Here is a 24,777-nt window from a genome sequence, read left to right as displayed (position 1 = left end):
TGTATATGCGGTTTTCGAAGACATCCTTAGAGGTGCCCATAGCGGCGAGCCAAGTGCAATGCTCGCCTTCTATCTAATCAGATGGTTGTCATGGAGTATCAAGCTTGAGATCTCTAGGCTCCGAACCCAATCACTTTGTGGGAATCGCTGAGCTTTTCTGATTCAAGTCAGTCGATGTGGCTTGACGGGAGAGCATGGCACGGCAGGTGAGTACTGGTTGAATGATCGGGCCTGGGCCTCGATTGAGCCGCTGCTTCCGACGAACTACGCCGGTGCCCGGCGCAAGGACGATCGTCGGATCATCAGCGGAATCCTCCACGTGCTGCGCTGCGGCTGTCGCTGGCAGGACTGTCCTGCTGTGTATGGCCCTCATACGACGGTCTACAACCGCTTCAATCGTTGGAGCATCCGCGGCCTCTGGCAGAAGATTTTCGACGCCCTCGTCAAGGCCGTGCCCGAGGACACGCGCTCGATCGACAGCAGCTCCATCAAGGTGCAACGGTCGGCAGCCGGTGGAAAAGGGGGGCGAAAGCGCAGGCGATCGGCCGCTCACGCGGCGGTCGCACGACCAAAATCCATGCCATCACCGACAGCAAAGGCCGACTGTTCCGCTTCCTGCTGACCCCAGGCAACGTTGCCGACGTCACCGCCGCCTACGATCTGACAGCGCACTTGCCGTCCAAGGGCGGCCTGATTGCCGACATGGCCTACGATGCCCTGAAGCTGCGGCAGGAGTTGGCCTTCCGCGGCACGGCCAGCGTCATTCCGACCAATCCCACGCGAAAGCACAAATGGTCGATCGACCTCGAGACCTACAAAGAACGCAATCTGATCGAGCGCATGTTCTGTCGGCTCAAGGATTTCCGGCGCATCGCCACGCGCTATGACAAGCTCGCACGAAACTTTGCTTCCGCTATCGCCCTGGCTGCAGTCGTCATCTGGTGGGCCGATTGAGTCTGGAGCCTAGGGAGTGTCTCGTCTGGGCTGCAATGCTGAAAGCAGCATTTCTGTCGATCCGGTGCCCTCGTCACGATGCCCAGATGTGACGATCCCTGGTGTTTCACGACGGGGAGACTTGCCGTCGACCCGGCATTATGTAGCAAGCTCACCAAGGCCGAAATCGAAGCTCGCCCGGCGCGCAGCCGGCTGATGACGGTAGGGCTCAGTCGATCCGAACCTTAGCGAAAACCGGCTCTGGCGACCCGCTCGGAGGCTGCAATTCGATCGTGAGCGCAACATGGCGCAGGTCGTCGTCCGGGAAGTGCTCTTCGGCCTGCTCGGCCGCCACTTCCGCATCCTCATCGACAACGATGTGCCCGTCTTCGGTCATGAAGATGTGGATCTCGATGGTGCGCCGCTCTTCGCTCATGGCGTCGTTCTCCGGTCAAGCCCCACGCCCCACGGTCACTGCGGGGACCTGTCCTTGTAAATGAGTTTGAAGCTGCCTTTGAGCAGGTCGAGCCAGAGGGTACGTTCATCTTCAGGCCAGATCGCGCCGGTCGGCGGCAAACGCGCCAGCAAGCCTTGGATAATGGGATCAACCGAATTGCCGCCGCCCCCACCGTTTCCGCCATTGCCGTTTTTTGGCGCCGCTGGAGAGGGGTCTCGCAGCAGTTCCTTTCCAGCGATTACGCCCGGCATAACCAGTTTGGTTTTTCCATTCTCGAAAAAGCCAGCCTGCTCTGCCGAGCGCTCAAAGACCTGACGGGCCTTGTCTTTTTGCTTTTCTGAAACGCCGATGCCGACCATGTCACGCTCCAGCGCGGCAACTGGTGGCAAAACGCCTCCCTTATATTTGTCGTAAACACGTTGATAGAGCGGCACCGCCATAAAGGCATTAGCCTTGGCTTCTCGCGCTTGATCCGGATCGACAATTGCTCGCCCCGCATCGGTTAGCCGATGATGTCCGCCGTCACCGGAAATCAGACCGAACATTCGCGCGGCATAGTACTGCGCGCGGAACATGCTGCTTTTTGCGCTTTGATCGGTCCATGCAGCCAACTGATCGTCGGTGCAGTCACCGGTCCCCACGTGAGAATGGATTGCGTCCGCGATCTCGATGGCCGCCTTCAAGTCCATGTAGGGGAACCCGATCGTCGAGCGCTGGCGGGTTTGGCGTTCCTTGGACACGTTGATGTCGATCGTTGCTTCCTCGTTTCCGTCCACGTGGCTATCTCCGATCCTGCAGCACGGATTTATCGGAGACACATATAACACGTTCGGGAGCGCCCCTCAAACGAGTTATCCAATTCCAGCGGAAACCCGCATTAGAGGACCTTGCGCGCCGACAGATTCGCGGATACGAATCCACTCGGCCGATGGAGGCCGAGTCGGAGGTCATATGATCACAAGGGTTGCAAGCCCCGGCGCTTCGCCGACCGGCGTCGGGGCGAGGAAGAATAGGGAAGGGCCACTCTCATAGCCCCTAGGAAGGTGGAGAGTGGCCCTGAATCGGCAGTTCGTTCTTTGAAATCGTGGGGACGGTAAGGCCGGTGCCAGGGAAGCAGTTGCAGGCTCTCCCCCTGGGGTTCGACTCCCCCCGTCTCCACCTATCCACCGCTATCGGGTCACGTCCTGGCAGACACACCCGGTAGCTTTCCGATCAACCCCAAAACCGCGGCCGCGCCGTGTCAGGAGTATCCCGTGTGGCAAGCCTTCACATTAGAGTAGCCAGGGCTGAGGCTCTGGCGGTCTAACCTCGGCTCGATCATCCGGGGCGGTTTAGGCCGCCCCGGTGATTTGCCGTTGATACCAAAAATCCGTGACTCCGTCTAGACAACGCCCTCACCGGCGAAGGCGACCGTCTGTGTCTTATCGTCCGACGAGAGGGCAATTCCCTTCGCCCGAAGCGCAGCTTCCATTGCCGCTAGATTATTCGCGATCGGAACGCGCCGCCCTTTCTCGTAGTCCCTCACCGTGGAAAGGGATACGTGCGCGGCGCTGGCAAGATCGGATTGCGACCAATCCAGAAATCCTCGCGCGGCTCGGCATTGCTCAGGCGTCATTCGCCTCTGATACGCCGCGCGATGAAATTCGTCAACGTCAACGAAAAGTGTTGACGTCGTCAATTTTGACGTTTATTGGTGACGTCAACGAAAATCGTTGGCGACCAAGTGGCTCAGCACTTCCTCCTCTCCTCTGCGGCGCGCTCGCTCTCCCTGGCGAAGGTCGCTCGCATGTCGGACGAGGAAGCCCACGACGCCTTCCGCCTCATCCGCTGGTCTGAGACGCAGGGCGCTCCGGTCTGCCCCAAGTGCGACTGCAGCGCTGTCTACACCTACCAGACCCGTAAGCTCTACAAGTGCAAGGCTTGCGCCCATCAGTTCAGCGTGACCTCGGGCGCGATCTTCGCCAGCCGCAAGCTGCCGATCCGCGACTACCTCCTCGCCATTGCGATCTTCGTCAACGGCGCCAAGGGGCATAGCGCGTTGCAGCTCTCCCGCGACCTCGATTGCCAGTACAAGAGCGCTTACGTGATGGCCCACAAGATCCGCGAGGCCATCGGCGCCCCGGTGGAGAGCGGGACCGTCGCGGGCGAAGTCGAAATCGACGGCGCCTATTTCGGTGGCTACGTCAAGCCGGCCAACGAGAAAGAGAACCGCCGCGACCGCCGCAAGACCCCAAACGGCAAGCGCCGTGTCGTGGTCACCATGCGCGAACGTGACGGCATCACGCTTCGCTATGTCTTCGATGCCGAGCATCAGGCCGTTCCGACCATCGCCGCCAAGGTGCAGCCCGGCAGCACGATCTATGCCGACGAAGCCTCGTCATGGGACGTGCTGCGCGCCCGCTTCCTGACGAAGCGCATCAACCATCAGGAAGCCTATTCGACCCCCGAAGCCTGCACCAACATGGCGGAGAGCTTCTTCTCTCGCATCCGCCGCGCTGAGATCGGCATTCACCATCACATCGCCGGGCCATACCTCTCGGCCTATTCCCGCGAGATGGCGTGGCGCGAGGACAATCGCCGCATCAGCAATGGTGAGCAGTATCTCATGGCTACTGAGGCTGCGTTGAAGCATCCGGTCTCGCGGCAGTGGAAGGGATATTGGCAACGATCTGTTGCCTAAAGAACGGCCTTCAATGCATTGCCAACCAACTTGATTTGCCAGCCGGCCATCGTGCGACTGGCAAGGATATGATTATATAACTCCCTAAGATGTTCGTTCTTGAGAAGTCCGATGGGTGACGGATTAATAATCGCCAACTCGTCGGCCGAATATACGACTATATCGTTGCAACTTATGTAGCTAGTGTCTAGAGGGAAGAAATTATAATCTTCCTTCAAAAGTGGATAATCTCCGCCATAGTCAGCTTTGCTGATAAACAGAAAGGCAAATCCTTCTTCCTTCCAAGTCGATTCACATATGCAAAGATGGTATTTTTGGCGCAGTGCGTAACCTTGCGCTTTTGTGGTCTCAAAAAGATATATTTCACCCAGACTCATTCCATGTGAGCCGCAACAGGAGAGATATCTTCTACAATTTGCTTGCGGCGCTGTTCGTCATCAATCATTTCGTCGTAGCGCATTAGCGCGCGCTTAGAACCGGCGGCCTTCTCTTTCCATGCGCGCTTATATGCAAAATGATCGTGCGTAACATTATATAATTGCTTAAATGTAAAATTTCCAAACCTGTCGATTATCTCATCAAAGACTTCTATGTCACTCTTTGAGAATAGATCGAAATCCACATCACGAAGCGGCTTTCTAATATAAAGCAGATCTGGTCCGATCCATCGTTTCACGGTTTCGGTTTCAAATGGCAGCGAGTCGATTCCTGCCTTCTTGAAAGCTAACTTATCGCCCTCCAACAAGTCCATTGCATTGGACGCGATCGGCCCCATAGGCAGAGCGTAGTATATCTCATGCGTTATCGGTCTGCCATATTTCGTTAAATGCAGTTTGTCAGCGAGATAAAAGAATTTTACAGCCTGATATTTATCGGCGTTCGGGCGCTTAAGCGCCAAATAGAGCAAAAGCTCTACAATCTTTTCGAATTTTGGCTTGAATTCTAAAGCCATACTAGCCTCTAGCGAGTGACGTTCGCTTCCAGCTTTACGGCCGAAAAAACGACGCACAAGGCCGATTCGTAAGGTCAGCCTCCCTCTAAGATTTTTCAAGGGGTGGCAGCAAAAATTTTCTTCTCGCTGCGCACCCGTAACAGTAACCAACATTACCGAGCGATCTCCCACGTGTTGTACTGCCCCGGCCCTTGCTCCGATCGCACGACGCCGCGCGCCCGATAATCAGCCAGACAGACGGCGACGCGCTTGGTCATGAGGCGCAACAGCTTCTGATCGTTCTTGTCGAGCGCGCGCTCGATAAGCAATTGCAGGGCGATATCGCGGGTCGTCAGAGGCTCGGCCGCCTGCCGCAGGATGCTCATGATCACCCGGTTCATCTCGCCGCGCTTGGACCAGTCTGCCGGCGGCCGGAAGGCCTTCGGCCGGATCGACTCCACGACGTAGGACGGATCGAACTGGAGGATGACCAGATCCAGCGAGGCTAGATCGTTCACAGGCTGGCGAAGCCGCTCATGGGTGTTCTCTATATCGCCGGCTAGCTCGGCGCGACGCTTCACCAGGCCGTTCAGCACGAATTCGTTCATGGCGATCTCCGCTCGTTGGGAGCGAAAACCTTAGCATTTCCGGCAGCTTAGGTTGACAGGGTGGAAGGTGAGCTTGCTACATAATGCCGCGTCGACCCTGCCGGTGATTGGGGGATGCCTCAGCCGACCGGCAGCCCCCTCAACACGGTGTCGCAGGCCTCCACCACCCGGTCGGCGTTGTCGCGCGAGAAGCAGAGAGGCGGGCGGATCTTCAGCGTGCTGCCGTGCGGGCCGGCGGCGCCGATCAGGATGCCTTCGCGGCGCAGGCCCTCGATCACGGCGGTGGCGATGGCCGGTGCCGGCGTCCTGGCCTCACGGTCGGCGACCAGCTCGAGCCCGATGAACAGGCCGGCGCCGCGCACGTCGCCGATGGCGACATGCGCGTTGGCGATTTCGCGCAGGCCCTGCAGGAGATGGTCGCCGACGGCGCGGGCATTGTCGATCAGGCCCTCGTCGCGGATCACGTCGAGCACGGCGAGGCCCGCGGCGGCGGCGACCGGGTTGCCGCCGAACGTGTTGAAATACTTGTCCTCGGCGTTGAAGGCGGCGAGGAGGTCGGCGTTGAGGGCCATGCCGCCCATGGGAAAGCCGTTGCCCATCGGCTTGCCGAGCGTGACGATGTCCGGAACGACGCCGTGGCGGGCAAAGCCCCACAGCGCGGCGCCGGTGCGTCCGAAACCGGGCTGCACCTCGTCGGCGATGAACAGGCCGCTCGCCGCCCGCACCGCCTCGACCACCGGCCCGAGCAGGCCGACGGGATCGACATGCACGCCGTCGCTGGAGAAGACGCTGTCGGCGATGAAGCCGGCGAAGCCGAGGCCGCGCTGCTTCAGGTCCGCGGCCGCCTCGGCAACGGCGGCGGCGAGGCGGGCGCCGGGGTCGGGCGCGCGATAGAGGTCGGGCGGGGCCACCGCCCGCACATGCGGCGCCAGCGGCCGGCCCGGACGCGAGGCGGGCGAGATGTCGGTCACCGCAGCGGTGTTGCCGTGATAGGCGGTGCGGGTGACGACGAAGCCCTGGCCGCCGGTGGCGGCCCGCGCCACGCGCAGCGCCAGGTCGTTGGCCTCGCTGCCGGTGCAGGTCAGGACGAGATTGTCGATCGCCGCGGGCAAGGTCGCCAGCAGGCGCTCGGCATAGGCGTCGACCACCGCGTTGAGGTAGCGCGTGTGGATGTTGAGCGTGCCGACCTGCCGGCGGACGGCCTCGACCACCCTGGGATGGCAATGCCCGACCGAGGGCACGTTGTTGTAGACGTCGAGATAGTGCCGGCCGTCGGCGGCGTGCAGCCACACGCCCTCGGCCCGCACCATCTCGATCGGCTCCTGGTAGAACAGCACCGAGCCGGCACCGAACGAGCGCAGGCGCCGCTCGACGGCCTGGCCGATCGCCGTGGCGGCGCGGGGATCGAAGGCGTTGAGCGCGAGGATGTCCTGGTCCGGCATGTCATGACCTGCAGCGTATGGCGTGGCCGGCCGTCGCGTCCGGGCGGCGGGACCGTCGGGCGATGTGGAAATTTCCACAATGGCCCGAAAGCGACGGCAATGAACCGGCAGAATGCCAGAACACTGGCCGGCTTGTCTCCTCCGGGCCGTGAAAATTCTGCGTGACCTTGCCTGATCCCGACGCGTTCTTCCCGCAACCCGTCCTGCGCCGGTCCAAGGCCGAGGGGATCGGCATGAGGGAGTCACCACATTTTCTGTGGACATCCACGCCGTTCTCGGTCAGATTTCTGCACAGGATCACGGCAGGCGCAGAAATTGGGCAGTCTTGGCCCGGCGCGGCGCCGTGCCAAGGAGGCGCGCGATGGCGAGCGACATGTCGCCGACGGTCCGGCCCGACCCGACGCCGCCGGGGCAGGACCGGTTGTCCAAGGCGGTGCGCCACAAGCGCATCATCGCCCAGCTCGCCGCTTCGCCCACCCTGCGGGCCTCCGAGCTCGCGGTGATGCTGAACGTCTCGGGCGAGACCATCCGCCGCGATCTCCTCGATCTGCACGAGCAGGGGCTGATCAACCGCACCTATGGCGGCGCCTCGCGGCCCTTCGCGCTGGAGGCGGCGCGCAGCGACCGGCGGCGGGTGATGATCGCCGAGCGCGAGGCCATCGCCGCCGCGGTCTCGGCGATGATCCTGCCCAAGGAAGTGCTGATGCTGGGCGGCGGGGCGACCACCTACCACGTCGCCCGCTTCCTGGCGGCGCGCAACCACGACATCACCGTCATCACCCACGACTTCGCCAGCGCCATCGCGCTCGGCACCAATTCCAGCATCCGGGTGCTGTGCTGCGCCGGGCGGCTGCATCCGGGCGAGGGCTATGTCATCGGCGCCCAGACCATCGCCAGCATCAACGGCTACGAGGCCAACCGCGCCATCGTCGGCGCCACCGGCATCGGCGCGCGCGGCATCTACGACGCCGACGACGAGGCCGGCGCCATCTACGGCGCGATGATCCAGCGCGCCGCCGAGGCGATCGTGGTGGCCGACCACAGCAAGTTCGACCAGCCGGCGGTGGCGGTGTGCGCGCGCTGGCCGGCGATCGACCGGCTGGTGACCGACCGGGCGCCGACCGGCGCGCTCGCCGGCGCCCTGCGCGAGGCCGGCACCGAGCTCATCGTCGCCGGGCCCTGACGCATCGAACAGACCGCGGAGGACGCAGCACCATGCATCTCACCGGAGCCCATGACGGACCGACCGCCGGATCGACTGCCGGACCGGCCCTGCGGCAGCGGATCCCGATCGGCCGGCTGTGCCTCGACCTCGTCGCCTTCGAGCCGGGACCGGCGGCCGGCCGCCGCGGCGCGCCCTGCGCCGAGGAGGCCGCCTATGTCCTGGTGGTGCCGCTCGCCGGCCCGGTGCGCTTCGGGCAGGGCGGGCGCGCCGGCACGGTCGGGGCGGGCGACTATGTCCTGCTCAGCCAGATGGCGCCCTGCGAGATCGCCGCCGACGGCGCGGCCTCGCTCCTCCTGGTGCGCATCCCGGCGGCCGAGCTGCGCGGGCGCCTGACCTCGGTGGACGAGCATATCGGCCGGCGCTTCGGCGCCAACCAGCAGATGGCGCGCCTGCTCGTCGACCTGATGCGCGGCGTCGCCGAGCAGTTCGCCGACCGGCCGCCGCCGAACCCGGAGGCGCTGGCCACGGAGATGGTCAGCTTCACCGCGCTCGCCATCGGCGCCGAGGACCGCGGCTCCACCCTCGACGTGCGCAATGCGCGCTATCGCCTGCGCCGGCGCATCGTCGAGTTCATCGAAAGCCATCTCGGCGACCAGGACCTGTCGCCCAAGGCGATCGCCGCCGGCAACCGCATCTCGCTCAGCTATCTCTACAGCCTGTTCAACGACGACGACACCACGGTCGGCCAGTTCCTGCAGGGCCGGCGCCTGCAGCGGGCCTATGAGCTCCTTGTCGCCGACCCCGGCGGCCGCCTCACCGTCTCGGAGATCGCCTACCAGGTCGGCTTCAAGAACGTCTCGCATTTCTCCCGCACCTTCAGCCGGCAATTCGGCATCGCCCCGCGCGACGCCCGCCAGCTGGCGCGGCCCTCGGCCGCTCCGGCCTCGCCGCGCCGGCGGGTGCCGGCCGGGCGCGGCAAGGCCGGTCTCGACGGCGCTCTCGCGTCCTGGCGCAGCGCGGCTCCGGAGGACGGCGCCCGGGCCTGACGCCACCCGTCGAGACGGGCGGCGAGGGCAGTGCTAGACTTGCCCCTAGCGCCGGGAGACCCGGCAAAGGGACGGTCATGCCGGACTTCGACGCCCAGCGCCTGGTGCAGACCTCGACCGTCGCGGTCTGGGACGTGTGCTGCCGCGGCACCTGCCGGCACCAGAGCGCCGAGGAATGCGCCAGCGCGGTGCACCTGGTCTTTCCCTATCGCGGCGTCTATGTCCGCCATGTCGGGCGCGAGCAGGTGGTGGCCGAGGCCAACCAGGTGCTGTTCTTCAATGCCGGCGAGGCCTATCGGGTCAGCCATCCCGTGCCGGGGGGCGATGCCTGCCTGTCGCTGTGGATCGACGAGGCGCTGCTGCACGAGATCGCGCCCAGGGCGAGCCTGCGCGAGGGCGGGGATCTCGCCTTCCGTCGCCAGCGCCTCAGGATCGATCCGCGGGCCCAGGCGCTGGTGGCGCTGCTGCGCCACGGCCTCCATCAGGGCATCGCCGAGCCGCTGGAGGCCGAAAGCCTGGCGCTGACGCTGGTGCAGCGCGCGCTCGGCCCGCGCACCGCCCATGCCGCGGGCGCCAGCACCGGCCGCCAGCGCCTCGCCGACCGGGCCAAGCTGGTGCTGGCGAGCGATCTCGCACGGCGCTGGACGCTCGCCGACATCGCCGCCGAGGTCGGCGGCTCGCCGGTCTACCTCACCCAGGTCTTCCGCCAGGTGGAGGGCGCGCCGCTCTATCGCTACCAGCTCAGGCTGCGGCTGGCGCGCGCCCTCGACCTCCTCGGCGACCATGACGATCTCACCGCGCTCGGCCTCGAGCTCGGCTTCTCCAGCCACAGCCATTTCAGCGCCGCCTTCCGCGAGGCCTATGGCCGTTCGCCCTCGGCGTTCCGCCAGGCCGCGCTGCGCCGCCGGGCCTGAGCCCGCCCGCCGCGCGGGCCATGCCGCCGCAAGTCGCTAAAGAATCCGACAGCGCGGTCCGGCCGCGATGTGGTCCATCAGGGGCGCCCGGTCGTCGGGTGTCCCTGATGGAGACGAGGTCATGACGGAAAGAACCTGTGCGGCCTGCGACTGCGTCCTCGACGCGGAGACGGTGAAGGTCGAGATCGGCGGCCGGACGGTCGAGGTCTGCTGCGCCGACTGCGCGGAGAAGCTGCGGGAAGCCCATGCCGCGGCCAAGGCGCCGCGCAAGGAGTGAGCCATGGACGGGACCCCTTCCTCCCCGGTCCGGCGTCGCGTCCGGACCGCTTCGGGCGAGATCGCCTATCTCGAGCAGGGCGTCGGGCCGGTGGCGCTGTTCGTGCACGGCGTCCTGATGAACGGGCATCTGTGGCGCCACCAGCTGGCGCATCTGGCCGATGTCAGGCGCTGCATCGCCCTCGACCTGCTCGCCCATGGCGAGACCGAGATCGCGCCGGACCAGGACGTGTCGGTGGCGGCCAACGCCGCCATGATCGCGGACGTCCTCGATGCTCTCGGCATCGACGAGGTCGATCTCGTCGGCAATGACAGCGGCGGCGGCATCGCCCAGATCTTCGCGGCCTGGCACCCCGAGCGGATGCGCAGCCTCACCCTCACCGACTGCGACGCGCATGACAACTGGCCGCCCGAGGCGTTCAAGCCGTTCCTGGCGATGGCGGCGGCCGGCGGCCTGCGCGGCGCGCTGGAGGCGATGGCGGCCGACAAGGCGCTCTACCGCTCGCCCGAGGCGCTCGGGCCGGCCTACGAGCATCCCGAGCGGCTGAGCGACGCCAGCATCGACGCCTATCTCCAGCCCCTGCTGCGGACGGAGCAGCGCACGCGCGACTTCCAGCGCTTCCTCGCCGCCTTCGACAATGCCCATACCCGGGCGATCGAGGGCCGCCTCCGGGCCCTGCGCATGCCGACGCTGATCGTCTGGGGCACGGACGACGTCTATTTCGACGTGCGCTGGGCGCGCTGGCTGGCCGAGACGATTCCGGGCACGCGGCGCAGCGTCGAGATCAAGGGCGCCCGCCTCTTCTTCCCCGAGGAGCGCTGGGCCGAGTTCAACCAGGACCTGCGCGCGCACTGGCTGTCCGCGGCCTGAGCCTCCGTTCCGGCCGCATCCCCTGCGACGGAAGACCCCGGGTTCTCTGGCCCGGCTCACTGGCCCGCTCCGGCAGAAGCGGGCCTCTTTTCCGCAAGCGCAGCCGAGGCCGCGATGACCCACATTGCATCCCCGTCGTCGGCGTCGCCACGCCGGATCGCCCTCGCAGCCTGGCTCAGTCGGCTGTGCCGACGACCCAGCGCCGTGCGCCTCGACCCGGAGGCGCTGCCGGCGGACATGCTGCGCGACATCGGCCTGATGGACGGCCGCGGTCCGTCGCTGCGCCGGCCGGAGCGGCCGGACTGACCGATCTCGGCCCGGGTTGCCGTCCGTCAGGCGCGGCGAGCGAGTGCCAGAGCCCGCGCCGCCAGGTCGTCGACACCGAGACTTCTTCCGAGCCGGGGCGAGCGCAGCGCCGGGAGCCCGAACCAGGCGGCCTCCAGGGCGTCGTCCGCGGCGACGGGCTCGCCGGCGATCCAGCGGCAGAGCACGGCGACCAGCACGTGATGATGCCGCACCGGGCCCGGCTCCGGGCCGGGGTCGAGCGCGTCCAGGGCGGTGAAGGCCTCGATCGCCTCGGCCGTCACGCCGGTCTCTTCCGCAAGTTCCCGCACGGCCGCGTCGGCGAGGCTCTCGCCCCACTCGACCTTGCCGCCGGGAAAGCCCCAGAGGCCGGCATCCGGCGGATTGGCCCGGCGCACCAGCAGGATCCGCTCGTCGCGGACGACCACGGCCAGGACCGCGGCCACCGGGCGGTGGGGATTTCGCTCCGTCGCGCTCAACGCTCCGCTGCCCAGCCCGCAGCGACGATTTCGCCAATTTCGTCGATCGTCAGCACTCTCCCGGTCTTGCCGGCCAGGAAGCCGATGAAGCCGTCGATGGTGCCGGTCGGCTCGGCCGCCAGCGGTTCGATCGGGGCAGGGGACAGCGCCTGCACCGCGATCTCATCGACCTGCCCTTTCGTGGTCACGCTCGGTGTCGTCATGGCCAGCCCGGCCTCCCGGTCCGTACAGCACCGCGAAAGGTGCCGGCGGTCAAGCCGTCGCGCTTCACACCGCCCGCAGCCAGGCCTCCCAGCGCGGATCGGCCATGACGTCGCGGGCGCGCATATATTTCCAGATGCCGTATTTCTGGTAGTCGAAGTCCCAGGCGTTGAGCTTGCGGTTCACCACCGCCCAGGACGCCCATTTGATGTCGGCCAGCGCCCGGTTGAGCATGACGCGGGCGAAATTGTCGGGCCGCACCGCGCCGTAATACTCCTCGATCAGTTCCAGGGTGAGCGTCTCATCGAAGAACATCTCGGCGAAGAGCACGCCGAACTCGTAGGCGCGCTCGTTGTTGGAGGCGAACTCGTAGTCGATCAGCTTCATCGGCCGCGGTGCGGCGGGGTCGGCCGCCACCAGGAAATTGCCGGGCATGGGGTCGTTGAAGCAGGGCGCGAGGTCGAGGCCGGCGGCGGTGAAGGCCGCCTTGGCCTGGCGATAGCGGTGCTCGATCCAGGGCATGGCCGGCGGAAAGTCCGCGCCCAGCGCCCGGCCCTGCTCGATATGCTCCTCGATCATGTCGAACACGGTCTTGGTCAGCGTCAGCGCCGGCCCGTCGTGCAGGCGGCGATAGATGCCGAGCACGTCGCTGCGGATGGCCGTATCGGAGAAATCGGCATTGGTGCAGGCCCGGTAGCCGGTGAGGAACTCGCTGATCTCCAGCCCGTCGGCGGGATCGAAGAACACCACTTCCGGCCCGAAGCCGCCGGCATGGGCATTGCGGGCGGCCTCGTTGGCGGCGGCGCGGTCGATGAACATCTCCGAGCCGGCACCGGGCACCTTGACGAAATAGCTGCGCGCGTCGCCCTCGACCTCGACCAGCCAGTTCTGGTTCATCAGCCCGCCGACCAGGGCGGTGTAGTGGACCGATCTGCCGCGCCAGGACGGCACGCGGGCGACCGCCTCCTCCAGGGTCCGCTCATGGGCGGTCGCCGCCTCTCCCAGCCGTCGCCTCATCCCAGCCTCCGCACCATCTCGCCGAAGCGCGGCTCGCGCACGGCCATGCGGCAGCGCACGAAGCGCCAGCTCGCGAACTTGTAGAACTCCAGCGTCCGCCGCGGCGATTTCGCCGCCACCAGCGCGCCGATCAGGCCCCAGCGCAGGTCGTCGGCGATGCCGTAGAGCCGCGTCCGGTTGAAGGCCCGCTCGTCGAGGCGGCCGGTCCAGCGCACGAAGGCGTCGAGCGCCTCCGGCTCCTGGTCGAAGGCCTCGACCAGGAGGCTGCCGAGATCCTCCAGGGGATCAGCATTGGTCGCCCGGTCCCAGTCGATCAGGCGCGCCTCGCCGGCGTCGCTGACCATGATGTTGGAGACGTTGCCGTCGCCGTGGATCGGCACCGTCTCGACGTCGAGGCCGCGGACGGCTTCACCGGCGAGGCGCAGCTCGGCGAGCAGCCAGTCCGCATCGGGCGGCAGCTCCGCATCGGCTGCTTTGGCAGCGGCATGGAAGCGCTCGATCTCGTCGAACACGCCCACGGTGCGCGGCAAGGGCGGGCCCTCCTGGAAGCGCCGGCGCGCCGCGGCGACGCGGTCGAACAGGGCGGGATCGAGCAGCCGCTCGAGCGTGCCGACGCGCCAGCCCTGGTTCAGGTCCTGCATGACCAGCACGCCGGTGGCCGCGTCGGCGCTGTGGACGGCCGGGCCGATGCCGAGCTCGGCGGCCCGGCACGCCGCCGCGAAGGCGCAGGCGACGTCGATATAAAGCGCCGCATCGGGGTCCATGATCTTGACGAACAGGCTGTCGCCGCTGGCCCTGTCGACGGCGCGCCAGGGCGAGCCGTCGACGCCGCGCCAGCTCGGCGAGGCGAGGACGGGCAGGGCGGGCTCGGCGACGATCTCCCGTCCCTCCCAGCCGGGCACGGCGCCGACGGCGGCCCGCACCTGCGCCAGCTCCATATCGAATCTGCTCATTCCGGTTCCGGTTCTCTTTGCCGTCTGGATGCGACGAAGGGCGGCCTGAAAGGCCGTTCCGTCCGGCTCGCAGTGTCGCGGCGAACGGCAAAAAGGGGGATGCCTCCTGCTCCACCATTTCTTGTCCGGCAGGCCGGCGCGCTACCGCCGCGCCGGCAAACTCCGCTAAGCCTGCCGGCACGGGCGAGCCGATGGCTGCGGCCGGTGTGAAGCGGACAGTGCGTGGGAGACCCGGCCCCCTGCGGGCGGCGCCGGGACGTCCCGGGAGCGTGCCGTGGGCGAACGCCCGCGCCCGCGTCCGGCGCGCCCGGCGGAGGGAGAGGCCGATGTCGATCGAGAGCCTGGTGGCGCTGAGCGTCGGCGACCTCGCGGACGCCTACGCAGCCGGCACCCTGTCGCCGGTCGAGGTGCTGGCGGACGTCCTCGCCCATGTCGAGGCGGTCAACCCCGCCGTCAACGCCCTGTTCTGCATCCGGCCCGAGGAAGCCTTCGCCGCCGCCCGCGCCTCGGAGGAGCGCTGGCGGGCCGGCACGCCCACCGGCCTGCTCGACGGCGTGCCGGTGACGGTGAAGGACAGCGTCGCCATGGTCGGCTGGCCCTATCTGCACGGCATCGCCGCCAACCGGACGCTGCCGCCCTCGTCCTATGATTCGCCGCCCGCCCTGGCGTTGCGTGAGGCCGGCGCGGTGATCTTCGCCAAGACCACCATGCCCGATTGCGGCCTGCTGGCCTCAGGCATCTCCTCGCAGCACGGCATCACCCGCAACCCCTGGGGGCTCGCCTGGAACACCGGCGGCTCTTCCGCCGGGGCCGGCGCCTCGGTCGCCGCCGGCATGGGGTTCCTCTCCGTCGGCACCGATATTGCCGGCTCGGTGCGCCTGCCCGCCTCCCATTGCGGCCTCGCCGCGCTGAAGCCGACCCATGGCCGGGTGCCGCACCTGCCGGCCGACACCATGCGCATGGCCGGGCCGATGGGCCGGCGCGTCGCGGACATCGCCCGCCTCTTGACCGTGCTGACGCGCGCGGACGAACGCGACACCTGGAGCTTCCCGCCCGAGGCGACCGCCTACCACGACCATCTCGACCGCGACCTCGCCGGGCTCAGGATCGGCGTCCTCACCGATATGGGTTTTGGTCCGAAGCCCGAGCTGGCGGTGCGCGAGGCGGTGGAGGCGGCCGGGCTGTGGCTGGCCGATGCGGGCGCTGTCGTCGAGCCCTTCGCCCCGCCCTTCGACGAGGATGCCTATGCGCCGATCGACCTGTTCCTGCAGGTGCGCGGCCGCTGCGAGGTCGAGGCGCTGCCGCCGCACGGGCCGGACGGCCTCAATCCCTGGGTCCGCGACTGGGCGCTGGGCGGCGAGCGGCATTCCGGCGCCGATCTCTACCGCGCCCTCGGCCGCATCGGCGTGATCAAGGCGAGGCTGCTCGCCGCCTTCGAAGGCTGGGACTATGTGCTCGCGCCGACCCTGCCGGTGGTCAACTTCCCGGCGGAAGACCCCGGCCTGGTCTTCGCAACGCCGCTGGCCCATACCGTGTTCACCGCCCTGTTCAACCAGACCGGCCAGCCCGCGGCGACCGTGTGCACCGCCTTCGACGACCGGCACCTGCCGATCGGCGTCCAGGTGGTCGGCCACCGCTTCGACGATCTCGGCGTGCTGCAGGTGGCGAAGGCGCTGGAGGACCGGCGCGGCATCGCCATGGACTGGCCGCTGACGCCGCGGGCCTGATCATGAGCGGCGCAACCCTGCACGAGCTCATCGCCGCCTTCGCCGCCCATGGCGACAGCGGCGATGGCGGCGTATGCCGCCTGACGGGCTCGGCCGAGGACAAAGCGGCGCGCGACCATCTGGCGGACGAGATCCGCCGGCGGGGCCTGGCGCTGACCGTCGATCCCATCGGCAACATGTTCGGTGCGGCGAGCCTGGCGCCATCCTCTGATGAAGCCGTGCTCGTCGGCTCACATCTCGACAGCCAGCCGACCGGCGGGCGCTATGACGGCGCCTATGGCGTGCTGGCGGGGCTGCTGGCGGTCGAGGCGGTCGCCGCCCGGGCGGCGAGGGAACCGGGGGCGGCCAAGCGCAATCTTGCCCTCGCCAACTGGACCAACGAGGAGGGCGCGCGCTTCCAGCCGAGCCTCACCGGCAGCTCCGTCCAGGCCGGGCTGCTGCCCCTTGACGCCGCCCTGGCGCTCACCGACGGCGAGGGTGTGACGCTCGGCGAGGCGCTCGCTGGCATTGGCTATCGCGGCGCGGGCACACGGCCCTTCGCGCCGGCGCGCTATGTCGAGCTGCATGTCGAGCAGGGCCCGCGGCTCGAGGACGCGGGGCTCGACATCGGCGTGGTCGAGGGCGCCTGGGCGGCGCGCAAGCTGTCGCTGGTCTTTCTCGGCGAGCCCTCCCATACCGGCCCGACGCCGATGGGCCGCCGCCGCGACGCGCTGCGGGCGGCGGCCCGCGCCATCGACCTCATCTACGACGGCATCGAGGCCAGCGGCACCGGCGCCCACGCCTCGGCGGCGCGGATCATCGTGCATCCCAACTCGCCCAATGTCGTGCCGGACCGGGTTCAGGTCTGGTTCGAGATCCGCCACGAGGACGAGGCCATGGCGGCCACGCTCGGCGACCGGTTCCTGGCGCAGGTCGCGGCGGCGGCGCGCCCCCTGGGTGTGGGCGTCACGGTCGCGGTGGACGAGCGGCGGGGCGCGGCCTTGCTCGACGGAGCCGGGGCGGCATTGGTTCGCGCCGCGGCGCGGGACCTCGGCCTGTCCACGCTGGCGATGAAGACGGTGGCCGGCCACGACGCGCTCGCTCTGCAGAAAGTCATGCCGGCCTCGCTGATCTTCGTGCCGAGCCGCGACGGCCTCAGCCACAACCCCCGGGAGTTCACGGATGAGACGGCGCTGGACAAGGGGCTGGCGGTGCTGACGGAGGTGCTGTGGCGGATGGTGACGGCGGAGGGGTGAGGGGCTGAGCGTTCGCGCATACGGTAGCCTCACCCGTGACCGTCATGGACGGGACAAGCCCGTCCATGACGTCGAGGCTCTCGCGTACGACTACCCCGCCCGGCCTCACGCCGCTGCGGCCTCTCCCACCTCCTCCGTGTCGAGCAAATGGCAGGCGGCGAAGCGCCCTGGCTTGTGTTCACGCAGCCTCGGCGTCTCGGCGCGGCAGCGGCCGAAGGCCTGCGGGCAGCGCGAGGCGAAGCTGCAGCCGGGCGGGATGTCGATCGGGCTGGGGGGCTCGCCTTCCAGGAGGTAGTCGCCGGGATCGAAGGGCTTGTCCTCCAGCGTCGGCGCGGCCGAGAGCAGCGCCTTGGTGTAGGGGTGCTGCGGGTCGAAGAACAGGTCGTGGTTGTCGGCGATCTCGACCATCTCGCCGAGATACATCACCGCGATGCGGGTGCAGACCTTCCGCACCATGGCGAGGTCGTGCGAGATGAAGACATAGGTGAGGTCGTTCTTCTCCTGGAGCTGCGAGAACAGGTCGATCAGCTTGGCCTGCTCGCCCTGGTCGAGGGCCGAGAGGGTCTCGTCCAGGATCAGGAGCTTGGGCGAGAGGATCAGCGCCCGGGCGATGGAGATGCGCTGGCGCTCGCCGGTGGAGAGGGCGTTGGGCAGCTGGTCGTAGAGGGCGGGGGCAAGGCCGACCTCGCGCATCGCCGCCACCACCCGCTCGCGCAGCTCCCGGCGCGACAGGCCGCCGCGCAGCCGCAGGCCCTCCTCGATCATCCGGCCCACAGTGGTGCGCGGCGGCAGGGCGTTGTAGGGGTCCTGCAGCAGGAGCTGGAACTCGCTGCGCTTGTCGAGGAGCGAGCGCCGGCTCAGTGCCGCCAGCGAGGTGCCGGCGAGCTGGATGTCGCCGCGGTCGGGCGTCTCCAGCCAGGCCAGCAGGCGCGTCAGCGTAGACTTGCCGCAGCCGGATTCGCCGACGATGCCGAAATTCTCGCGCGGCAGGATGTCGAAGGTGACGCCGCGCACCGCCTGGACATTGCGATAAGTGTTGAACGTGCCGCGCTTGCGCACCTTGTAGGTGCGATGGGCGTCCAGGATGCGCATCAGCGGCGCCTCGCCGGCCCTGCGCCGGGACACCGGCCCATCGGCGGTGGACCAGATGCGCGGCACGTTGGCGATGGCCTTGGCGGTATAGTCCGATTGCGGCCGCGCGATGAGGTCGGCGAAGCCCTGCTGCTCCACCAGCCGGCCGTGCTGCAGCACGGCGGTGCGGCCGCCGAACTGGCCGAGCGTCGCCAGCGAGGCGGAGAGGTAGATCGTCGCCATCCGGTGCTTCAGGCAGAGGTCGTGCAGCAGCGCCACGATCTGCGCCGCGATGGTGACGTCGAGCGGCTGGGTGATGTTGTCGGCGATCAGCACCGCCGGCTCGGCGCAGATCGCGTCGACGATCATGGCGCGCTGCATCATGCCGCCGGAGAACTTGGACGGATAGTCCCAGTAGCGCTCCTGCGGCGAGGGGATGCGCACCTCGGTGAGGAGCTGCAGGACGCGGTCGCGGCAGTCCCGGGCCGTCCATTCCGGCCGCACGCTGCGCAGCTTCTCGGCGATCTGGACCCCGACCGGCTCGGTCGGGTCGAGCGAGCTCTGCGGCTTGGAGCCGATATAGGCGATGTCGCGGCCGATGCGGCAGGCGGAGGGGCCGCCGCGAATGTCCTTCCCGGCGAAGGCGACGGAGCCGCCGGCATAGGTGAGGCTCTCCGGCAGCCAGTCGGCCAGGGCGCGGCTCAGCACGGTCTTGCCGGCGCCGCTCTCGCCGAAGATGCCGAGGATCTCGGAGGAATGGAGGCGGAAGCCGACGCCCTCGATCACCGGCGCGGCGCCGTTCGTCGGGACGACGGTGAGGTCGCGCGCTTCCAGGATCAGGGATGCCTCCATCTCAGCTGCCTCCGTAGATCTTGTTGCGCGCCTTCTCCAGGGCCGAGCCCATCAGGTTGATCGCGGTCAGCGCCACGGCCAGGAACACGCCGGGGCTGGTGGCGATCCACCAGGCGTTGATCAGGTATTTGCGGCTGTCGGCGATGATGCTGCCGAAGCTGGGGGTCGGGGGCTGGATGCCGAGGCCGAGGAAGCCGAGGATGGCTTCGAAGATCATCATCCGCGCCACGTCGAGCACGGCGACGAAGGCGATCGGCGGCAGGATGTTGGGCGCGGCGTAGAGCAGCAGGATGCGCCAGTCGCCGGCGCCGAGCACGCGCAGGCCGCGCACATATTCCTTGCCGCGCTCGGTGACGGCGGCGCTGCGGGCGACGCGGGCGTAGAGCGGCCAGCCGGAGAGGGCGAGCACGGCGATGATGGTGACCGGCTCGGGCTTGGAGACGCCGAGGATGGTGATGGCCAGGATGATCATCGGGATCGAGAGCTGCGCGTCGGTGACGCGCATGATGATCGTGTCCCACCACCGGCCCTTGAAGCCGGCGAGCAGGCCGACGCCGCAGCCGATCACGAAGATCAGCACCACGGTGACGATGCCGATCAGCAGGGAATAGCGCAGGCCGATCAGGCAGCGCATCAGCATGTCGCGGCCGAGCTGGTCGGTGCCGAGCGGATGGATCCATGTCCATTTGTCGCCGAGGAACAGCGGCGGCAGGAATTTGTCCCTCACCACCATCTTGGTGGCGCTGATCGAGGACAACTCGGGATAGATCGCCGAGACCAGAAGCAACGCCACGAAGACGAAGAAGCCGATGCGGAAGCTCGTCATGCGCCAGGCCGCCGCGAGGATGCGGCGGCTGACGGATGCGGTCCGGGGCTCGGCGATCGCGAGGGGAGCGGTGACCATGGCCATGCTCAGATCTCCACCCGGGGATCGATGAGATAGGCGACGAGGTCGACCAGGATGTTGATGAAGACGAAGACGGCGCTGGTGGTGATGGCGATGCCCTGGATCACCGGAAAGTCGCGACCGAGCACCGAGACGACGGTGAGGTTGCCGAGGCCGGGATAGTCGAAGATGTATTCGATGACGAGGACGCCGCCGATCAGGGTCGAGAGCTGGATGCCGAGCAGGTTGACCAGCGGCACCGCCGAATTGCGCAGGGCGTGGGCATAGACGATGCGCCGGCGCGACAGGCCGCGCACCCGGGCCTCGTCGATGAAGGAGGCCTGCATCACCTCGCCCAGCGCCGTGGTCAGGGTGCGGATGATGAAGGGCGAGATCTCGACCGCCAGCACGAAGGCCGGCAGCAGCACGTAGGAGAAGCCCTTGTAGCCGAGCGCCGGCAGCCAGTTCAGCTTCACCGACAGGAACAGGATCAGGATGATCGCCAGCCAGAAGTTCGGGATCGACACGAACAGCGACTGCACGCCGAAGGCCAGTGCGTTCTGCCAGCCGTTCTGGTGCAGCCCGCCGGCGACGCCGATGGGGAAGGATATGATCAGCGCGAAGACCAGGGCGACGCCGCCGAGCTGCAGGGTCAGCGGCAGGCGCTCCAGGATCAGGTCGGCGACCGGCGCCATCTCCGCCTTGGTCGGGTCGACGTACTGGCCGCCGGCGGCGACGCCGCCGCTGCGCGGCCTGATATAGGACTGGCCGAGGTCGCCGCGCGCCAGGCCGGCCATGTAGCGGCCGTATTGCACGATGATCGGGTCGCGCAGGCCCATCTTCTGCGCCACCTCCTCGACCACGTTGTCGGGCGCCATGCCGCCGACGATCAGGCGCACCGGATCGCCCGGCACCACCCGCAGCAGGGTGAAGATGATCAGCGAGGTGATGCCGACGATGAGGAGGCCCTGCGCGATGCGCTTGACCAGGAACTCGAGGATCAACATGAGGCCGGATTGTCCTGCGCGTCACCCGGAGAAAGAGACGGAGCCGGCCATGCCGGCTCCGGAATCGCTCACGCCAGGGTGGCCTTGCTCATGTCCTGCATGCCGTTGGGATAGATGTAGAGCCCGTCGAGCTTCTTGCTGTAGGCGTGGATGAAGACCGAGGTGAACAGGGCCAGCGCCGGCGCCTTGCGGGCGAGGGTCGGCAGCGTCTCCTCCTGCAGGATTGTCTTGCGCTCCTCGATCGAGGCGGCGTTGCGCTCCTTGTCCAGCACCGCGTCGATATCCTTGTCGACGATGCCGGTGATGCGCTTGGACGAGGAATGGAAATGGGTGCGGATGACCAGGTCCGGCTCCGGCGAGCCGGTGCACCAGCCGCAGTCGATCATGTTGCCCTCGCCGCCGCCGGGCTTGTCGTAGAGCAGGTTGCCCCAGGCCGCGACCTCGAGCGTCTGCAGGTTCACCTTGAAGCCCTGCTCCTCCAGCATGCCGGTGATCAGCTCGGCATATTCCTTGGTCTTGGGGTAGAAGCCGACCGAAGTGTAGTAGGTCAGCTCCGGCAGGCCCTCGCCCTTGGGGAAGCCGGCCTCGGCCAGCAGGGCCTGCGCCTTGTCCGGATCATATTCGGGATAGTCGGCCACCTCGGTATAGCCGAACTTCACCGGCGAGATATGCGCCTTGGACCAGGTGCCGGAGACGCCGAGCACCTCGAGCACCTGCTTGCGGTCGATGGAGTGGCAGGCGGCGAGGCGGATGCGCGGATCGTCGAACGGCTTCTTGGAGCAGCGGAAGAACAGGTACTTGTTCTCCACCGACACCGCCTTGTGGATGGCGAACTTGTCGTCCTTGGCGATGGTCTCGACCTGCTCCTGCTCCAGACGCTCGATGATGTCGGCCTCGCCGTTGAGCAGGGAGAGGGTGCGCGTCGTGGTGTCGCCGACGAAGTGGTACTCCAGGCCCGGGATCTTCGGCGCGCCGAGGAAGAAGTCGGCATTGGCGGCGAGGATCGTGGTGTCGCCCTTCTGGTCGACGTATTTGAACGGGCCGGTGCCGTTCATCCGCGCCGAGAGCTGGGCTTTGTTGGCGACGTCCTTGGCCGCCATGATCGGCAGGAAGGACGAGAGGTAATAGTAGAGCGCGGCGGGATAGCCGTGGGCCTTGGTGTTGATGCGGCAGGTATGGTCGTCGACGATGTCGACCGTCACCGGGCCGGGATACCATTGCGCCGGCCGGTCGGGCTGGGAGCCATATTCGTAGGTCGCCTTGACGTCGGCCGAGGTGAACGGCGTGCCGTCGTGGAACTTGATGCCCTGGCGCAGCTTCACCTCAAGGGTGAAGGCATCGACCGGCGTCAAGGATTCCGCCAGCTCGAACACCAGCTCGTCGGGCTTTTCCGGCCGCATCGGCGCGCGGGTGAGATAGCCGAAGACGAAGCCCTCGACGATGAGCTGGCCGAGATTGGTGTGGGTGGTCGGGTCCCAGTTGCCGGTCAGCGCCTCCGCGCCGAGGAAGCGCAGCGTGCGTCCCTCCGCCGCGAAGGCCGAATTGACGAGGAAGTCGGGATTGACCCGGCCGAAGCCGAAGGCGCCGGCACCCGCCAGCGCGCCCAGCATGAGGTCTCTCCGATTGATCATCTGTCGTTCCCCTGGATGGATGGTCGGAGATTCTTGAAGAACCCGTCGCCGGTGCCGGGGCACGGCAGAGCCATGCGGCTGTCGAGGGCCGCCGCCGTCTCCTTCGGCGGGCCGGGGAAACTCTAGAACAGATGCCTGCGGGGCCTGATACCTGCCGCTCCACAATTGCGTTGCTGACGCTTCTCGCGGCGGCGCGTCGTCAGCGGGGAGCAACCGCGCTGCGCGCGGCGGCCAGGGCTGCGTGCGCCCATGCCTCGCGGCCGAGATGGGCGCGGCTCGTCGTCGGCACCTCGACGCTGACGGGAAGGCCGGCCGGCAGGATGCGGAACAGGCCGGCGAGGTCGATGTCGCCTTCGCCCGGCAGCAGCCGCTCGGAGCGCGCCGCGAGGATCAGGCCCTCGACGGTCGCCGGCGCCGCGGCCGGGGCGTCGCAGATCTGGGCGTAGTGGAGGCGGCCGGCCGGAATGGCGGCGATGTCGGCGAGGGTCGTGGCCGACCGCGCGACATGGAGCGGGTCCACCAGCACGCCGCCATTGGGCTCGGCGGCGGCCTCGACGATGCGCAGCGCGGCCCGCGCCGTCGGGACGCAGGTCCAGGGCATGAACTCCAGGTCGGCGGTGAGGCCGAAGGGCCGGGCGGCCTCGCAGACCGCGGCAAAGCCGGCGGCGAGACGGGATTCGTCGGGATCGTCGCCGGCCACCACGACGGCGCGGGCGCCGAGCGCCTCGCCCAGTTCGAGGAGGGCCGTGCAGTCGGCGAGGCGGAACCCGGGCCCGATGCGGATGACCTCCAGATCGAAGACGCCGACCCCGGTGGCGGCCATGCGCGCCAGCGTCTCGCGCAGCAGGGCCGGATCGCTCGCCAGCGGATGGGCAAGGCCGCCGGGCGAGGCCGGCAGGACGCGGAGGCCGACATGGTCGTAGCCGGCGCCGGCCGCCAGCGTCACCAGCTCGGGCGGCGGACAGGCGAGGAAGGTGAGCGGGGCGAGGGCGAAGCTGGGCATGATGGTCCGGTCCCGATCAGGCGGCGAGGGCGTCGTCCAGGGCGGCGAAGCGCGGGGCGAGATCGATCCGCCGGCCGGTCTCGGCCGCTTCGCGGATCGCCTCGGCGACGATCTGGGTGCGGGCGGCATCCTCGGCGGTGACGGCGGGCGCCTCCTCCCCGCGCGCGACGCGGATGAAATGGGCGCACTGGGCGCGGTAGGGATCGACGGGCGCCACCGGCAGGGTCTCCTCCGCCAGGGGCTGCGTCCAACCCCTTTCGCCGGGATAGGACCAGCGCCGCAGCTCCGGCAGGGCGAGCGAGGCAGCGGTGCCGCCGATGAGGTAGACGTCCTTGCCATAGGCGGGATAGACGCTGTCCTCCGCCGCATTGATGTCCCAGGAATAGGGCGAGGCGACGCTGTCGGACAGGATGGCGGTGGCGATGGCGCCGCTCTCGAACGTCATCAGGATCGCGCCGCTGTCCTCGACAGCGAAGCCGCGGGCGGCGTTGGCGAGGACCGCCTGGACGCCGGTCATCTCGCCGAGGAGGTAGCGCAGCGCATCGATGTCGTGGATGGCGTTGATCAGCAGCGGCCCGCCGCCGGGGCTGCGCCGCCAGGCGGGTTCGAAATAGACGTCGGGCTTCAGGAAGACGAGGCGCAGGCTCGCGGTGACGATCCGGCCGAGGTCGCCGGCGGCGATGCGCCGGCGGGCCTCCTGCAGCACGGCGCCGTGGCGGCGGTAGAAGCCGACCAGGACCGGCACGCCGGAGCGCCGCGCCGCGGCGGCGAAGGCCGTTGCCGCCGCGGCGGTGTCGGCGAGCGGCTTCTCCACCAGCACGGGCAGGCCATGCTCCAGGCAGGCGAGGCCGACGGCCAGATGGAGCGCGTTCGGCGCCGCCACCACGGCGGCGTCGGCGCGGCCGATGAGGTCGCGGAAATCCGCGAACCACGGGATCCCCCGCGCGGCGCAGTGCTCGCGCGCGGCGTCGGCGGGATCGGCGATGCCGGCGACGACGCAGCCGGGATGCGCCGCCAGCCAGTCGGCATGCCGGCGGCCGATATAGCCTGCGCCGATGACGGCGACGCGCAGCGGGGCGGTCATGGCTC

26 protein-coding genes are annotated in these 24,777 nt (G+C 67.9%); 9 read left to right on the top strand and 17 right to left on the bottom strand.

The window, feature by feature from the left end:
* Positions 1-181: 181 nt before the first annotated feature.
* Positions 182-954, top strand: a protein-coding gene (locus QO011_RS03550; RefSeq protein WP_370881892.1) for an IS5 family transposase whose coding sequence is annotated in 2 segments (ribosomal slippage) — positions 182-532 and positions 535-954 — 771 coding nt in all. Because the reading frame shifts where the segments join, the coding sequence is not laid out codon by codon here.
* Between the two features lie 208 nt (positions 955-1,162).
* On the opposite strand, the gene QO011_RS03545 is transcribed toward QO011_RS03550, so the two are convergent.
* From QO011_RS03545 to QO011_RS03535, 3 genes are all read right to left on the bottom strand, one after another.
* Complete coding sequence (locus tag QO011_RS03545; RefSeq protein ID WP_307267756.1) at positions 1,163-1,369, bottom strand: hypothetical protein; 207 nt, start codon at positions 1,367-1,369, stop codon at positions 1,163-1,165.
* Between the two features lie 35 nt (positions 1,370-1,404).
* Positions 1,405-2,166, bottom strand: coding sequence for a hypothetical protein (locus QO011_RS03540; protein ID WP_307267753.1), 762 nt, complete (start codon positions 2,164-2,166; stop codon positions 1,405-1,407).
* Between the two features lie 605 nt (positions 2,167-2,771).
* Complete coding sequence (locus QO011_RS03535; protein WP_307267750.1) at positions 2,772-3,005, bottom strand: helix-turn-helix domain-containing protein; 234 nt, start codon at positions 3,003-3,005, stop codon at positions 2,772-2,774.
* A 78-nt stretch (positions 3,006-3,083) separates the two neighbouring features.
* Between QO011_RS03535 and QO011_RS03530 the strand changes: the two genes are divergently transcribed.
* Positions 3,084-4,070: an IS1595 family transposase gene (locus QO011_RS03530; RefSeq protein ID WP_370881891.1), complete on the top strand. Its 987-nt coding sequence runs from the start codon at positions 3,084-3,086 to the stop codon at positions 4,068-4,070.
* Here QO011_RS03530 and QO011_RS03525 read toward each other — a convergent pair.
* The 4 genes from QO011_RS03525 to QO011_RS03510 all read right to left on the bottom strand — a co-directional run bounded on the left by QO011_RS03525 (position 4,067) and on the right by QO011_RS03510 (position 7,051).
* A complete protein-coding gene (locus QO011_RS03525; protein WP_307267744.1) occupies positions 4,067-4,447 on the bottom strand; it encodes a hypothetical protein in 381 nt (126 codons plus the stop codon). The two genes, QO011_RS03530 and QO011_RS03525, sit on opposite strands and share 4 nt — an antisense overlap.
* Positions 4,444-5,175, bottom strand: coding sequence for a Panacea domain-containing protein (locus QO011_RS03520; protein ID WP_307267740.1), 732 nt, complete (start codon positions 5,173-5,175; stop codon positions 4,444-4,446). Before QO011_RS03520 ends, QO011_RS03525 begins: the two co-directional genes overlap by 4 nt.
* A complete protein-coding gene (locus QO011_RS03515; RefSeq protein ID WP_307267737.1) occupies positions 5,175-5,609 on the bottom strand; it encodes a hypothetical protein in 435 nt (144 codons plus the stop codon). Before QO011_RS03515 ends, QO011_RS03520 begins: the two co-directional genes overlap by 1 nt.
* 119 nt (positions 5,610-5,728) lie before the next feature.
* Positions 5,729-7,051, bottom strand: a complete 1,323-nt coding sequence (locus tag QO011_RS03510) for an aspartate aminotransferase family protein (protein ID WP_307267734.1) — start codon at positions 7,049-7,051, stop codon at positions 5,729-5,731.
* Positions 7,052-7,412: 361 nt separating this feature from the next.
* Here QO011_RS03510 and QO011_RS03505 point away from each other — a divergent pair, with 361 nt between their 5' ends.
* From QO011_RS03505 to QO011_RS03485, 5 genes are all read left to right on the top strand, one after another.
* A complete protein-coding gene (locus QO011_RS03505) occupies positions 7,413-8,234 on the top strand; it encodes a DeoR/GlpR family DNA-binding transcription regulator (protein WP_307267731.1) in 822 nt (273 codons plus the stop codon).
* Positions 8,235-8,266: 32 nt separating this feature from the next.
* On the top strand, positions 8,267-9,262 hold the full coding sequence (locus QO011_RS03500) for a helix-turn-helix domain-containing protein (protein WP_307267728.1): 996 nt from the start codon (positions 8,267-8,269) through the stop codon (positions 9,260-9,262).
* Positions 9,263-9,339: 77 nt separating this feature from the next.
* Entirely contained in the window at positions 9,340-10,176 is an 837-nt protein-coding gene (locus tag QO011_RS03495) for a helix-turn-helix transcriptional regulator (RefSeq protein ID WP_307267726.1), read from the top strand.
* 121 nt (positions 10,177-10,297) lie between these two features.
* Positions 10,298-10,453: a hypothetical protein gene (locus QO011_RS03490; RefSeq protein ID WP_307267723.1), complete on the top strand. Its 156-nt coding sequence runs from the start codon at positions 10,298-10,300 to the stop codon at positions 10,451-10,453.
* Positions 10,454-10,456: 3 nt separating this feature from the next.
* A complete protein-coding gene (locus tag QO011_RS03485; RefSeq protein ID WP_307267721.1) occupies positions 10,457-11,323 on the top strand; it encodes an alpha/beta fold hydrolase in 867 nt (288 codons plus the stop codon).
* A gap of 332 nt (positions 11,324-11,655) precedes the next feature.
* Here the strand turns inward: QO011_RS03485 and QO011_RS03480 are convergent, their stop codons facing one another.
* The 4 genes from QO011_RS03480 to QO011_RS03465 form a co-directional block, all read right to left on the bottom strand.
* Positions 11,656-12,105 (bottom strand): NUDIX hydrolase, encoded by a 450-nt coding sequence (locus QO011_RS03480; RefSeq protein WP_307267718.1) that lies wholly within the window; start codon positions 12,103-12,105, stop codon positions 11,656-11,658.
* Entirely contained in the window at positions 12,102-12,308 is a 207-nt protein-coding gene (locus QO011_RS03475) for an AbrB/MazE/SpoVT family DNA-binding domain-containing protein (protein WP_307267714.1), read from the bottom strand. The genes QO011_RS03480 and QO011_RS03475 overlap by 4 nt, the downstream gene beginning before the upstream one ends.
* A 64-nt stretch (positions 12,309-12,372) precedes the next feature.
* Complete coding sequence (locus tag QO011_RS03470) at positions 12,373-13,323, bottom strand: phosphotransferase (protein ID WP_307267712.1); 951 nt, start codon at positions 13,321-13,323, stop codon at positions 12,373-12,375.
* Positions 13,320-14,276 (bottom strand): phosphotransferase, encoded by a 957-nt coding sequence (locus QO011_RS03465; RefSeq protein WP_307267709.1) that lies wholly within the window; start codon positions 14,274-14,276, stop codon positions 13,320-13,322. The genes QO011_RS03470 and QO011_RS03465 overlap by 4 nt, the downstream gene beginning before the upstream one ends.
* Before the next feature lie 326 nt (positions 14,277-14,602).
* Between QO011_RS03465 and QO011_RS03460 the strand changes: the two genes are divergently transcribed.
* Together QO011_RS03460 and QO011_RS03455 are read left to right on the top strand one after the other, a co-directional pair.
* The gene (locus QO011_RS03460; RefSeq protein ID WP_307267706.1) at positions 14,603-16,003 is read left to right on the top strand and encodes an amidase; all 1,401 of its coding nucleotides are present in this window, start codon (positions 14,603-14,605) and stop codon (positions 16,001-16,003) included.
* A 2-nt stretch (positions 16,004-16,005) separates the two neighbouring features.
* Positions 16,006-17,238 carry an allantoate amidohydrolase gene (locus tag QO011_RS03455; RefSeq protein ID WP_307267703.1) on the top strand — a complete coding sequence of 411 codons (1,233 nt, stop codon included), beginning with the start codon at positions 16,006-16,008 and terminating at the stop codon, positions 17,236-17,238.
* Between the two features lie 105 nt (positions 17,239-17,343).
* Here QO011_RS03455 and QO011_RS03450 read toward each other — a convergent pair whose 3' ends face one another.
* From QO011_RS03450 to QO011_RS03425, 6 genes are all read right to left on the bottom strand, one after another.
* Positions 17,344-19,161 carry an ABC transporter ATP-binding protein gene (locus QO011_RS03450; protein WP_307267700.1) on the bottom strand — a complete coding sequence of 606 codons (1,818 nt, stop codon included), beginning with the start codon at positions 19,159-19,161 and terminating at the stop codon, positions 17,344-17,346.
* A 1-nt stretch (position 19,162) separates the two neighbouring features.
* Complete coding sequence (locus tag QO011_RS03445; protein ID WP_307267696.1) at positions 19,163-20,071, bottom strand: ABC transporter permease; 909 nt, start codon at positions 20,069-20,071, stop codon at positions 19,163-19,165.
* A 2-nt stretch (positions 20,072-20,073) separates the two neighbouring features.
* The gene (locus QO011_RS03440; protein ID WP_307267692.1) at positions 20,074-21,054 is read right to left on the bottom strand and encodes an ABC transporter permease; all 981 of its coding nucleotides are present in this window, start codon (positions 21,052-21,054) and stop codon (positions 20,074-20,076) included.
* 68 nt (positions 21,055-21,122) lie between these two features.
* On the bottom strand, positions 21,123-22,685 hold the full coding sequence (locus tag QO011_RS03435) for an ABC transporter substrate-binding protein (protein ID WP_307267689.1): 1,563 nt from the start codon (positions 22,683-22,685) through the stop codon (positions 21,123-21,125).
* Between the two features lie 199 nt (positions 22,686-22,884).
* The gene (locus QO011_RS03430; protein ID WP_307267686.1) at positions 22,885-23,688 is read right to left on the bottom strand and encodes a sugar phosphate isomerase/epimerase family protein; all 804 of its coding nucleotides are present in this window, start codon (positions 23,686-23,688) and stop codon (positions 22,885-22,887) included.
* 16 nt (positions 23,689-23,704) lie between these two features.
* Positions 23,705-24,772 carry a Gfo/Idh/MocA family protein gene (locus tag QO011_RS03425; RefSeq protein ID WP_307267683.1) on the bottom strand — a complete coding sequence of 356 codons (1,068 nt, stop codon included), beginning with the start codon at positions 24,770-24,772 and terminating at the stop codon, positions 23,705-23,707.
* Positions 24,773-24,777 lie beyond the last annotated feature (5 nt).

This window comes from Labrys wisconsinensis, assembly GCF_030814995.1.
Lineage (GTDB): Bacteria > Pseudomonadota > Alphaproteobacteria > Rhizobiales > Labraceae > Labrys > Labrys wisconsinensis.
The sequence above is the reverse complement of the archived record's forward strand: the minus strand, read 5'-3'. Positions and strand labels throughout refer to the sequence as shown.